General features: G+C 39.4%; 7 protein-coding genes. 2 read left to right on the plus strand and 5 right to left on the minus strand.

Annotated elements, in window-relative coordinates; all coding sequences use genetic code 11:
* Positions 1-59 precede the first annotated feature (59 nt).
* Positions 60-458, plus strand: coding sequence for a glycerol-3-phosphate cytidylyltransferase (tagD, locus tag X953_RS16200; RefSeq protein WP_040956500.1), 399 nt, complete (start codon positions 60-62; stop codon positions 456-458).
* Positions 451-1,593: a CDP-glycerol glycerophosphotransferase family protein gene (locus X953_RS16205; protein WP_040956501.1), complete on the plus strand. Its 1,143-nt coding sequence runs from the start codon at positions 451-453 to the stop codon at positions 1,591-1,593. Before tagD ends, X953_RS16205 begins: the two co-directional genes overlap by 8 nt.
* A gap of 34 nt (positions 1,594-1,627) precedes the next feature.
* On the opposite strand, the gene X953_RS16210 is transcribed toward X953_RS16205, so the two are convergent.
* The 5 genes from X953_RS16210 to X953_RS16230 form a co-directional block, all read right to left on the minus strand.
* Positions 1,628-3,505: an LTA synthase family protein gene (locus X953_RS16210; protein ID WP_040956502.1), complete on the minus strand. Its 1,878-nt coding sequence runs from the start codon at positions 3,503-3,505 to the stop codon at positions 1,628-1,630.
* Positions 3,506-4,253: 748 nt separating this feature from the next.
* On the minus strand, positions 4,254-5,714 hold the full coding sequence (locus tag X953_RS16215) for an APC family permease (protein ID WP_040956503.1): 1,461 nt from the start codon (positions 5,712-5,714) through the stop codon (positions 4,254-4,256).
* 605 nt (positions 5,715-6,319) lie between these two features.
* Entirely contained in the window at positions 6,320-10,102 is a 3,783-nt protein-coding gene (locus X953_RS16220; RefSeq protein ID WP_084715731.1) for a S8 family serine peptidase, read from the minus strand.
* A 1,087-nt stretch (positions 10,103-11,189) separates the two neighbouring features.
* Positions 11,190-12,602 carry an NADP-dependent phosphogluconate dehydrogenase gene (gene gndA / locus X953_RS16225; protein ID WP_040956504.1) on the minus strand — a complete coding sequence of 471 codons (1,413 nt, stop codon included), beginning with the start codon at positions 12,600-12,602 and terminating at the stop codon, positions 11,190-11,192.
* A 57-nt stretch (positions 12,603-12,659) separates the two neighbouring features.
* Entirely contained in the window at positions 12,660-13,736 is a 1,077-nt protein-coding gene (locus X953_RS16230; RefSeq protein WP_040956505.1) for a glycosyltransferase family 4 protein, read from the minus strand.
* Positions 13,737-13,940: the final 204 nt, after the last annotated feature.

A 13,940-nucleotide genomic window follows, 5' to 3' on the forward strand; every position in this document is an offset into this window, starting at 1 on the left:
ACTTCTCTTCAATCAGGCATACTATTTATACTATGTACGTTAACTTGGAGGTTTATGTGATGAAAAAAGTAATTACGTACGGGACCTTTGATATCATCCATACCGGTCATATTAATTTGTTGCGGAGGGCGAAGGAGTATGGGGATCATTTAATTGTAGCTCTGTCTTCGGATAACTTTAATGCAATGAAGGGCAAGAAATCCTACTACACTTATGAGCAGCGTAGTGCTATTTTGGAAGCTGTTCGTTATGTTGATCAAGTGATCCCCGAAAATTCTTGGGAACAGAAAATAGAAGACGTTCAAAAGTATGCCATTGATATTTTTGTAATGGGTGATGATTGGAAAGGTAAGTTTGATTTTTTAGCACCATATTGTGAGGTAGTGTATTTACCGCGTACAATAGGTATTTCCACTACTAAAATTAAAACAGATTTAAATCAGTCGAATGATGGCTAGAGAACTAATCATCTCGATATACTTGTTTGCATTTCGAAATGTCTTCTGTTTTTTTAAATTATGGCCGCAACAAAGAAAAACAACATTTATCGTATCCTTTGGGCAAAACGTATTATTTACTGTAAACGAGTTGGAAAAACGTACAGATGAACAAATTGTTATTCTTAAAACAGCTAACTGTTCCATGCCGTTTCGGGAAAAGAAAAGCAGAAAGGTCCTTTGTTTTAAAGCATATGCTATACTCGACTGGTTTCGTTCTGTTTATCATCTTGCTACTTCCCGGTATGTATTTGCAGATAATTATTTTGGGGTTCTTTCTGTTAGCTCTTTTAAAAAGAATGTAAGATGTGTGCAGTTATGGCATGCAGCTGGAGCCATAAAAAAATTTGGTTTAAAGGATCGTGCCATCCAAGCACGGTCATTAAAAGCATACCGACGCTTTCAGAAAGTCTACAAGCGATTTGATCATGTTGTGGTTGGTTCTGAAAAGATGGCTGATATTTTTAAGGAAAGCTTTGGAATAACAGAAAAAGAAATTGTAAGAACAGGAATTCCCCGAACCGATTTATTTTTTTATCATGCTATTGTAGATTATTGTCGTAAGGGTTTTATACGGGATATCCCAGCTATCATCAATAAAAAAGTAGTCTTTTACGCCCCTACCTATCGGGATGATATGTCTGCTTTATTACACTTGGATGTTGACCAGCTTTATAAGCAATTCAGTAATGACTATATTCTTTTTATAAAGCTTCACCCGAGCTTACGGGAAGGCTTTATAAATAAGTATCCTGATTTTATGTTTGATGTGGCTAAGTATAATACAAATGAGTTACTTCTTGTGACAGATGTGTTAATTACTGATTATTCTTCTATCCCTTTTGAATTTTCCTTGCTGGAACGGCCGATGATCTTTTATGCTTTTGATTTGGAAGAGTATGAGCAGCAAAGAGGTTTTTGGGAGGATTACGAAACATTGGTTCCAGGGCCAATTGCTAAAAACACGAACGAAATTATTCAGCTTATCCGGAAGAATAGTTTTAATTTAAATGAGGTCCGTCGCTTTGCAGAAGAATGGAATACGTATTCACAGGGGCATTCTAGTAAAAACATCATTGATTTTCTATATTTTTAAAGCACCCTGCTTTTTTCGACAGGGTGCTTTTGTGTTACTTCTTTTTTTTCGTTGGCAATTCCTCAAAATAAGCATCAGACCAATCATACAGCTGCAGCATATTCTGATAGTCCTCTTTAAATTTCTTTTTCGGGTTCTCCAAATCCAGTCTTTTTCCTTTCAAATCATAAACTCGAACAGGCTCCTTACTAGTTTCCGGGATAAAGAAATGCTCATTATTGATAAAGGCACCTGTTGGCAGATAGTAGCGCATGCCGATCAGATTATTTTTATATTGTAAAAGATCCTGGCCGAAGTAAAGACTTTTTGGTTTGATGCCCATTATGTTAAGGATGGTTGGCATCATGTCAAGCTGACCGCCAACGGTATCCACTTCTTTAATAAACTTATCTTTATTTCCAGGCACGTGAATAAGAAATGGGATGTTGAAGCGATCCTCCATCGTGTATTTTTCACCTAAGATTTCTTTTAGCAGTTTATTATCCTCTTCCTCCATAAGTCCTCCATGCACACCGGAGTGATCACCATATAACGCGATAATGGAATCATCCCAGATTCCACTCTTTTTCAAGCTCCGAATAAATTCTCCAAGTGCCTGATCTGCATAATGAACGGATTGCAGATAATTTCCGGTTAATGTATCTGTAAATCGTTCAGGTAAATCAAGCATTTGCTTCTCTTTTGGCATTTTAAAAGGAGAATGACTCGTTAAAGAAAGCACATGGGCATAAAATGGTTCCTTACCTGTGTTTTGAAATTCTTTTAGTTTTTTCATTGTACGATTGTAAAAATGTTTGTCAGAAGGACCAAAGCCAATGATATCCTTTTCACCAATGTATTCTGTATCAAAGTAAGCATCAAATCCTAATGCAGGGTATAGTGCATCCCGGTTCCAATATGTTACCTTGTCCGCATGAAATGTTGATGTGAAATACCCATTCTTCTTCAATAATCTCGGCAGGCTATGCTCTACCTTCTTTCCTTCAATTTTTTGAGAAGTAGGTACCTCCCCAACAGGATAAATGGAAGAATTCATAATGAACTCTGAATCGGCTGTATTTCCTGAGCCTATTTGTTGGAAAACATTTTTAAAGTACATACTTTCTTTTGTTAACTTATTTAAATTCGGGGTGATTTCCTGTCCATTTACTTTTAAATTCACAACGAAATCTTGCAATGACTCTATTTGGATAATAAGCAGGTTTTTGTCTGGAACTGTTCCAAAATACGTGTGTTCCTCAAATGGTATTGGCTTGTTTCCTTTTAATTTTATAATATCTTCTTGTGTTACTGTCGTTATTTTCGTATTGGATGTGCCAAGCACATCCTCGTTCGCTTTAATAAACTGGGCATTGGTAATCCCATATTTCTTTGAAAAAAGCGCCTGATCACGAATAACTTCATCGCGATGTAGAGAGAAATTAAGTATAGATATGATGAGACCCACTACTCCAAGTGCAATTAAGTTTTTTTTAGTAAACGTACGATTCCTTGGAAAATATCGTTTGTTCTGTATTTTGTAGAAAATAAACAAGAGAATAAAATCAACTAACAAATACAGATCTTTAAATGATAGAAGCAACCAAATGCTCCCACTTACAGATCCTACTTGGTTCACTTGTGCCAAGGCATGGTATGTTGGGATGTTGTGAAAATACCTCCCATATACGGCCATCGCAAATAGCACCCCTGTAAATAGAACATCGAGCACAATATAAACGGTTAATTTCCATTTTTTAATGAACAGCTCCACGATTGCAAACAGAATAACAATAAAACAAAGCTCATACCATATCGTGTTCAGTGGGTTAAAGTCCTCAAACTGAAGGAGACGGAACACATAAAATTTTAGGGAAAATGCTACTAAGAAAAAGAAAAAATAGCTATGAGTAAAAGATGTTTTCTCATGCATGTGCTCACCTCCATTAATGATTTTAGTTACCATTTATTATAAGTAGATTATTTGGTATTATATTGCAGATACTGAAGTACAAACGTTACCTTGTACAATTTGAAATTTTCATAGAAGAAGTAACTGCGGATTAGTTAAATCCTATTTAGCCCTTTCATAGGGTAAGGTTAAATAACGCCGCTCCGGAAAAACACTGCGCTTTCCAGGGGCGGCTGATGAGCCTCCTCATGCTACGCATTCCGGGGTCTCACCGATGCCTCATCTCCCCTAGGAGTCTCCGTATTTTTCCTACGCTATGATATATTTTTTATGAAAATTAAAAATCAGATATTTTTTCGATTATTAAATGCAGTTATTTAAAAAATAGCACATACCAATTGATTGGAGTGGAGTGCGGCGACTCCTACCGGAATAGCATGAGCTGAAGACCCTGCACGGAGCGTAGCGGAGGAAGCGGCTGAAGCCATGCCGGTGGAAAGCGTCCGCATGCAACGGAAATCAATGGCGCTTTACTTCTCATTTATTTGAGTGAGCTTTCCAGAAACACTATTCAACAAGCGTTAGTTCACAGATTATCTATTCCATTCTCCAAATCATTGGATAATCCCAACATAACATTAGAATTTTTTGCCTTACATACAAGATGCCCGCCAAACAACAGGTGTTTGTCCGGCGGGCATAATGCTTAGTAGTTGTTTATGATGAAAATAGATGCCAAGACGTGATTGGTGTGCATGTTAGCATTACTTTACGATCTATTTTTAGCAATAATTTTTTTACTGCCGAGAATTAAATAGTTTAACTCTTCTTTTGGAATTTTATTAAATTCCTTTCGTTTTGCCATATAGAAAATAACACCAAGTCCTATCCATGCAATCAACGCGATTCGTGACTGAATTCCTAAAAATGCTGGAGATCCCGGGATTAGTAGCAATGCGAGGAATGCCACACTTGCTACCATCCCTGCAGCTGCAATGGATTTTTTCATTGGTGAGACAACATGCTTGGAAGGATTAAAGTCTTCTCCTTTTTTCATTTTAAATAATGAAAATGCCGTATAGCATGTGTAAAGATAAGCAATTGTTACACCAACGGAGGACATATCTACAACCCACAGCAATGCTTCTCTACCAAACCAGGGGGCAAACATGGATACAACAACAGTGAAAATAATCCCGACATGTGGTGTTTTATATTTTGGATGAAGCTTAGAAAATGCTTCTGGTAGAATTTTCGCACGGGACATGGCGAATAGTAATCGACTTGATGAGATGATAAAGCCGTTCAATCCGGTAAATACGCCCATCGTTAATGCAGTGACCAAGAGGACGAGCCCAATCGTACCTATCGTTTCTTGAATCGTTGCTGCTGTTCCCCACACTTGGCCTTCACCAACAGTTTGCTGCCAAGGCTGGGTCATCGCTGTAGCAATAATCATCATGCTATATAATACTGCTGCAATGGAGATTGCCAATATAATTAATGTAAATGCTTTTTTAGAAGAAAAATGAAATTCTTCTGCTGCTTGTGGGACATTATCGAATCCAACAAAGGCCCACGGAGCGATCGCAACAATAGAAATAATCGCTGCAAATGCTGTTGTGTCTTTCGGGAAATATGGCTGAACATTTTCTAAACCTGCCCCAGGGTGTCCGCCAACCATAAAGGTGATTACAACAATACTGATAATCATAATCGTACAGAAAACAAACTGCATCTGGCCGGACAAACCAGTGCCTCTAATGTTAAAGTAACCGAATATACCAAGTGCGGCGGAAGCAATAATTACTTCCATTCCATACACGTCCCATCCGGCGATTTGATACAACGGAATTTGTTCAATAACTGCCGGAAAGACAAATTTAAACATGAGGGCAAAAGCGGAAGCATTAAGGGCTACGATACATATGTAACCAAGTGTTAAAAACCATCCACTAATAAACGCGTGCTTTCTTCCAAGACTAATGAACGCATACGCAAATTCTCCCCCTGATACCGGAAAGCTTTTGATCAGAAATCCATAACTCACTGCGATCAGCATCATTAACAAGGCGCCTATTCCGAAGCCAATAATAACGCCTAATGGGCCTGCATCTGCCATCCAGTTGGTTGGCTGTACGAAAGCTCCCCAACCAATTGAGGATCCCAGCGCGATCGCCCATACCCAGTGTGGCTTAAGTGATTTCTTTAGTGTCGTTCGCTCTTCCATGATCTAACTCCCTTTTCTCTCTATAGTATAAATTTGTATAATATAGAAATAGTGTTTTAAATATAGTGTTCCCATTTTGATGCCAATACATTTAATTGTATCAATAGTCGGCCACATCGCTCAATTTGGATATTACTATGTATGTGGCGGTATACGTAATAATATGGACGCAAATTTGCTTTTGTATGTTTCACCTCTCTAATTATGGATGAATTTGCGTTGATATGGCTTTACGCCGAAAAATATTTATTTAACTAGTTCATTCCTTTTATTAGGGAATGTTAAACCTGTTTATTTTTGGGAGGCGAGGGTGAGTGCTGTCGCGGTGGCATGAGGGCGTGTCTCGGTTGAGGCGTGTGCTGCCGCGGTAGTGCGTGCGGGTGTCTCTCTCATTTGGATGCTGCGTCTCTCATATAAATGCTGTCTCTCTCAATTGGGCGCTGCGTCTCTCATATAAATGCTTCCTCTCTCATTTAGGCACCTGCGCCCCTCATATAAATGCTTTCTCTCTCATTCAGACCGCCATGTCTCTCATATGACCGCTTTCTCTCTCATTCAGAGCCCAAAATAAAAGAAGCTGGCGGCTGCCAGCTTCTTTTAATGGTTTATCCGAAGAATCCCCAGAATTTGCCGATGATATTCCAGATGAAGCCGAAGAAGTTGTTGTTTTCCTCTTCCTCTTCGTTGTCTCCATCATTATCGTTATCATCGTCCTCGTTATCTTCCTTTACCTTTTTAACAGTAAAGTTTTTAACTGTTTCATGTCCTCCCAGATCGACGACCTTCACTTCAAATTCGTTCTTGCCGTCTTCCAGGTTAAGCTCTACTTCAATCTCTTCGTTGAAGTTTTTCTTTTCATATGGTTGGGTCAAATCATGCTTGTATACATGATTCCCATTCACATATACATTAATATCATCAAAGGTATCCTTCACTTTAACTTTTGCAGTTACATTGTTTTCATCTGTCTTTTTGTCTGCTTTTACTTTGACCTTTGCCTTTTCAGAATCAACAAAATATCTGCGGCCGATTTCTGTTTCATTTCCGGCATTGTCTACTGCTTTAATGTGACGGAAATAGAAATCGTCCTTTTTATGCTTTACTTTTAATGAGAAATTATATTGGTCTTTTTCTTCATCGTACTGCAGGTCGGCTTCTTGGCCGTCTACAGTTACAGATTTGATGCCAGAAGCATCAGTGACATAGCCGGAGAACTCTACTTCCTTCTCGGATGCTACGCCAGTTTGTTCAGGTGAAGTCACATGAAGATCTGGTACAGTTGTATCCTTCTCTTCTGCTAGCTCTGCTTCTGTTTCTGTTGTGTTTCCAGCATTATCCTGAACAACCACGGTTACTTCTTGCCCTTCTGCTATATCCTTTAATTGATGCTCTGTTTCACCATTTACATATGGATTTTCCAATACAGATTTACCATCAACAAGGACATCCCAATATTTAATGCCACTTCCATTTGGATCGTCTTTTACATCCACTGTTAACAGCTTGTCCTCATTGTAAGAAGCATCCACTTCTGGTGCTGTAGTATCAAGGATTACTGGTAATTCCAGTGACTGCCATTCTGCATCATCAAAGTCGATGACACCAGTTGCTTGTAAATAATACTGCCCTTCTTCTGCTTGCTTACCATTGATTTTACCATCCCAAGCACGATCGCCTGATAAGGAGTATTCTGGCACACTGCCACCATCATAGTAATTTTTACGGACATCTGTTTCAAGCTTAATCGTTCTTACTACTTTCTTATCTTCATTAAGGACATTGAATTTCATTTCTTTTGCGTTACGAAGGAAGGAAAGCATCATTAGAGCATCATCCTGTACACCATCTCCGTCTGGTGAAAAGGCAATCTTTTCAGGATCAATATTGCCACTGGCAAGATCTTCTCCTAGGAAATTATATGATCCTTCTTCTTCAGCAGAAGTAACGACACCTGTCATTCCATAGAAACTGTTGGCATCCCACATTGGCTGATCAAAAATTGGTGATGCATCCCAATCTCCTTTAAACCCAACATAAGGAACGGTTAATTCTGGATTAGTGTCTGTTGGATCTGTAAGTGTTACGAAGCCTTCCAACCAGTAGCCGTTTTCAAAGCTTGCTTTTAGATCAGCATCTAGAGCACTTACATCAATGGTTACCTTAAATTCTCTTTCTCCGTTTGCTGGAACTTTAATTGTTTTTGTTTCTTTATTATTAATTTTTACTATAGCTTGATCCGTAATATCCATACCACCAATAACATTTGGAGCAACTACAACGTCTTCTCCATTTTGTACTGGTTGGTCTGTTTGGACATTAGCTGCTACGTCATATTTCACTGCTTTGTCAGAGTGATTCTCAGCAGTTAATTTAAATGTCACTTTGTTTTTGCTTACTTCTTTCAATGCTACTTTTGGTTCCTCTGTTTCAGATTCCACTACAGTTACCGGTGTGCTTAGTGCGGCATGGAGCTGCATAAGACCTGCACCCTGACGTCGTGGTGAAACAAATGCATTTTCAAAAGTAACCTTTTTCGATGTGTTCATCATTAGTGTTTTTGCAAATTCTACGCGATCCGCTTCTTCATAACCAAATTCCTCATCCACTCGTTCTAAAACTAGAGCAGCTCCACCGGAAACGTGTGGTGCGGCCATGGATGTTCCACTCATTAAACCATATTTATTATCATTTAAAGTGGAAAGAATTTGTCCACCTGGTGCAGTGATTTCTGGCTTAAAATCTAAGCTAGGCGTCAATCCCCATGAAGTGAAGTCACTCATTTTTCCTGCATCCGGATTTTGGATGGTTGAGGAATCTCCATTAAATGTGATAGCCACTTGCTGTTCATTTTTCAATGCTGCAGCTAGCTTATCACCATCACTTTTCAGCATAAACAGCTGTGGAATTTTGATTGATGGGTCTGTAGCCATACTAACAACACCATCTGTATTGTTGTAGATAATAACCCCTTCAGCTCCACCAGCCTGTGCATTTAACGCTTTATCTGTAAATGCAAGCTCACCACGTTGGACTAATGCATATTTTCCTGAAAAATCCTTTCCTTCAAAATCTGCAGGCTTCCCTAATCCTGCATAAGCAAGTTCAAAGGTAGAGCCGTCTTTCGGTGGCTCTGTGTTACCAGCAGATAAGAAAGGCGCTGCTCCCGCTTCCCCGTCCACCGTATATTCCAGTCCACTCACTGTCATAAACGTATTTTCAAAAGATGCTACTTGAAGTGAATCGTGAGAAACACCAGGTGAACCTACTACTCCATAGTCTGGCATAGAGGATAATGGGTAATAGAATCCGTCAGCCAATAATGCAGAGTTTCCTGCAGATATAGACATAAGTACCCCATTTTCTACAGCACGAGAAACAGCCTTCGATTCTGGAGAGTCTTCATCTACAAAGCCAGCAGTTGAGCCAAGACTCATGTTCAACACATCTGCACCGAGCTTGATTGCATCATCAATTGCTTTTACATAAATGTCTCCGTACGTTGATTGAAATTCCGGGTCGTTTCCAAAAACCTTTAAAGCTAGTAGCTGTGCTTCTGGAGCAATACCTAGGATCCCACCATTTTCTTCATCCCCGTTGGCCCCGACTGTTCCAGCAACGTGCATGCCATGGTAGTTTGCTCCTGCATGAATTTCACGAATCTCATCGTTTTCATCCATGTAGTTATAACCATAAGGAACTTTTTCTGTATAAAACTCACCTGGAAGGTCTTCTTCAGCAACTGTTTCATTGACCTCTTTTTGAGTCAGTTCTGCTGATTTATTTTCAGATAGCACCATATCACGGTGGGACGGATCGATACCTGTATCAATAATTCCAACGACCATACCTTCCCCTTTAAATCCGTAATCGCGCCATGCCTGCTGTGCTTCCACAAGCTCCTTACTGTATTTCATATCAGGTTTTTCGATTGGACGCTTATACTCATTGACAATATGTACGTTCTTTACTTCTGGGATGTCCTTAATTTCATCAATGTCACCTTGCTTTACTTCCGCACTAAACCCGTTCACAACAGTAGTAAATTCTTCATGATACTCTGCTTTTACTTTTTTACCCTTCATTTTGTCTTTAATTACTTTTTGGTTTGCCTTCGCTTTTTTATCTAATTGTTTCTTTTCTGATTCCTTCATTTTCTTAAAAGTAATACCTTTTTGGGTTGCCACTTCTATAGAAGGGGTTTCATCTGCTTCTACGATAACCCGTACTTCCTTATTTGGATCTACTGTTTCTCCAATATTTTCGGTCGTTTGTTTTTCTGCTTTCTTCGCCTGGTTCGGCAGCTTTTCCCCTGTTAGCGCACTAGCATAGGTAAAATTACTGAATACTAGTAGAACTGCTAATAGAGCGATGGTTAATCTTTTCAACATTTTTCCCCCTAAGATTAAGATTAATAGAATAGTATAAAACCTCTAAATTCTCCTCCTTTCTTCCCACAAGCAATATGTGACATAATTTTCCTACAATTTAAATTATATTAAATTGGTAAATAATAGTGTAGTGCCAAAAGTAGTAGGTAAATAGACAGGGATATATTGAAGAAAATTGCTGATTTATGTTGGTTGGGCTTAGATAAATAGTGATGATGTGGCGGAGGGCTTAGTGGGAGCGGGTTTGGTCAAACAAGTCGTTTTCGGCGTATAGTACATCTGCCTCATAAGGGAAGGGAATTCCCAGCTAATACTATAAAACATATAGAAAATTAAAGGGTAAAAAAATAGACTTCACTGCAAATGGTGGGGTACAAACGCATTTTGTTCATTCATAGTTGGAGGGGACTGCGAACTAGAGAAAACTTATTTCCCAGTTAATATAAAATAGCTAAATAACACCGCTACGGAAAAATACTGCGCTTTCCGGGGGCGGCTGATGAGCCTCCTCATGCTACGCATTCCGGGGTCTCACCGATGCCTCATCTCCCCCAGGAGTCTCCGTATTTTTCCTACGCTACTATTTACTATTATACCTAGGAAGAAAAATTGCGTCTGCATACACCCAAAATGTGCTGTGTACAAATTGATTGGAGTGGAGGGCGGCGACTCCTGCCGGAATAGCATGAGGCGAAGACCCTGGACGGAGCGAAGCGGAGGAAGCGGCTGAGGCCATGCCGGTGGAAAGCGTCCGCCTGAAACGCAAATCAATGGGTGCTTCCTCTGTAAAATGAATTACTCCATTCTCCACAAGTTACTTCGCATTTTATCCATTTTTCCGGATCATTGAATAACCCCAACGTATATTAGAACCAAAAATTAATTAATAAAAAACCTACCCCAACCAAAGAACTATCAATTCTTCGGTGAGATAGATTACGGGAAACCTGTTTTAGTTTTCATGCTGTTTTTCGATATTATTATGGTTGATAACCACGCTGGAAAGGTACTTAGCTTATTGACCAAAAGAAAAATCCGTACTATTAATCATTATTAATAGCCGGATTTTTTCTAACTAGCCTTCTTCTTAGTTAAACCAATTCGTATGGAATGTGCCTTCTTTATCCTTACGTTGATAGGTGTGAGCTCCGAAATAATCACGTTGGGCCTGCAAAAGATTTGCTGGCAGGTCTTCGGAACGATAGCTATCATAATATGCAATAGCGCTTGAGAATGTTGGAACAGCAATACCATGCTTGACTGCTACAGAAACAACCTCACGCAATGCGGATTGGTAGCCCTCGACAATTTCCTTGAAATACGGATCAAGCATCAGATTAGCTAGTGCTGGATCGCGGTCATATGCTTCCTTGATTTTTTGCAGGAAGTGGGCACGGATAATACAACCACCACGCCAGATCATTGCGATGTCGCCATACTTCAGATCCCAGCCGTATTCTTCAGATTGGGCGCGCATTTGGGCAAAGCCTTGTGCGTATGAACAGATTTTACTCATATAAAGAGCTTTCCTTACTGCCTCAATTAATTCTCCTTTATCTCCTGTGAATGCTTCTGGAGCAGGACCGCTAAGAACTTTGCTTGCTTTTACACGTTCATCCTTCATTGCAGAGATAAAGCGGGCGAAAACGGATTCGGTAATTAAAGGTAGTGGAACACCGAGATCTAGTGCATTTTTACTTGTCCATTTTCCTGTACCTTTTTGTCCTGCTGTATCCAAAATAACATCAATAAGTGGTTTGCCAGTATCTTCATCTTTTTTCTTAAAGATATCTGCTGTAATTTCGATTAGATAGCTGTCAAGCTCCCCTTTATTCCAATCCGCAAATACATCATGTAATTCATCTGTGTCAAGACCAAGTACATGCTTTAAAATAAAGTATGCTTCAGAAATTAACTGCATGTCACCATACTCAATTCCATTATGAACCATCTTTACAAAATGACCTGCACCATCCGGGCCGATATACGTCGTACACGGAGCATCATCCACTTTGGCAGCAATTGCTTCAAAGATAGGTGCAACCAAATCATATGCTTCTTTCTGACCACCTGGCATCATGGAAGGACCTTTAAGTGCTCCTTCTTCTCCACCGGAAACGCCTGTCCCAATAAAGTGTATACCTGTTTTCTCCAGTTCCTTGTTACGGCGAATCGTATCTTCATACAATGTGTTCCCACCATCGATAAGTATATCGCCTTTTTCCAGATATGGCTTCAACGTCGCTATCGTTGCATCAGTAGCATCGCCTGCTTTAACCATGAGCATGATTTTGCGAGGTTTTTCAAGAGACTCAATAAATTCTTCGATCGATGTTGCTCCAACAAAGTTCTTTCCTTTTGCTTCATTTGCCATGAAATCCTCTGTTTTTTCCACGGAACGATTGTATACAGCAACAGAATATCCTCTTGATTCCATATTCATTGCAAGATTTTTTCCCATTACTGCTAAACCGATAACTCCAATTTGCTGTTTTGCCATCGTATAAAACTTCCTCTCTATTTTAAAAATGTTTTGCATATAATTATACATTTTATGCTATCTGTTTCTGCTTCCTCTATTCACTAATTTCCGCAATGCTCCCAATAGTGGCTGTTTTCCCCCGATCACAATACCAATCATCTCTGCAAAAAGTTGGAACAATGCCAGTAAGAATAATGTGACGACGAGGTTAATTACGATACTTGCATTAGAAAGCAGTATAGCCATCAGTCCAAATAATGCGCTAAATCCATAGATGATAAGTACTGTCGTGCGGTGACTATAACCTGCTCTAAGAAGCTGGTAATGAATATGTTTATTATCTGCCATCATAATGTTTTCTTTATTATATGCTCTTCTTACGATAGCAAATAATGTATCAAATATGGGGACAGCCAATACAATTACCGGAATAATAAAGCTGAATAGCGCTATATTTTTAAAAAGCCCGAGCATGGATACACATGCAATCATGTAGCCCAGAAAATTCGATCCTGTATCGCCCATATAGATTTTTGCGGGATAAAAATTATGAAATAGGAATCCAACATTTGCTCCGATGATAGATATACATAAATAAGCAACTAGAATTTGGCTATCAATTATTGCCATAGCAAAGATACTAATGAGCGCAATGGTAGTCACTCCGGTTGCAAGTCCATCTAGCCCATCGATGAGATTAATGGCATTGGTTACACCAACAATCCAAAGTACGGTAACAAATACACTTATAAAGCCAAGCTCCACTGTTCCGATAAAAGGTAAAGTCAGTTTCTCAATAATTAGGCCAGAAGAAACGAGAAAGGACGCAGCGAGTAGCTGTCCTGTCAGTTTAGCAACTGGTCGAATACTAAAACGGTCGTCCAAGATACCAGTGATTAAAATAACAATGGCTCCTAGAAAAATCTCAGGTAGATGCGGGTGACTTGGTTGTAAATAGATAGCTCCTGCCAGGGCGCCTAAGAAAATAGCGATCCCGCCCAAGCGTGGTGTTACTTTGGTATGTATCTTCCGATGGCTGGGAAAGTCTACCGCCCCCAGCTTTATGGAGAGCCACTTCACCGGATACGTTAAAACCAGTGTGGTAACTAACGCAATCAAGCCTGCGAGAACTAACTCTGTATAAGTAAACATTATATTCTCCTATTATATAGTCTAAACAAACATTTGCTAAATAAGACGCTTGCGCTTTTATCCTTAAATTATAGCGAAGGTTGGCTTCTTTTAGCAAATTATAGTTCCTCCATAAGGGAATTAGAGGGATTAGGTGTGTTTTTCAGAATTATTTGTCCAAATACCTTTACATTGCTGTTCCTTCTATGGCATACTTGCCTTGTA

Source organism: Virgibacillus sp. SK37, assembly GCF_000725285.1.
Taxonomy (GTDB): Bacteria; Bacillota; Bacilli; order Bacillales; family Amphibacillaceae; genus Virgibacillus_Q.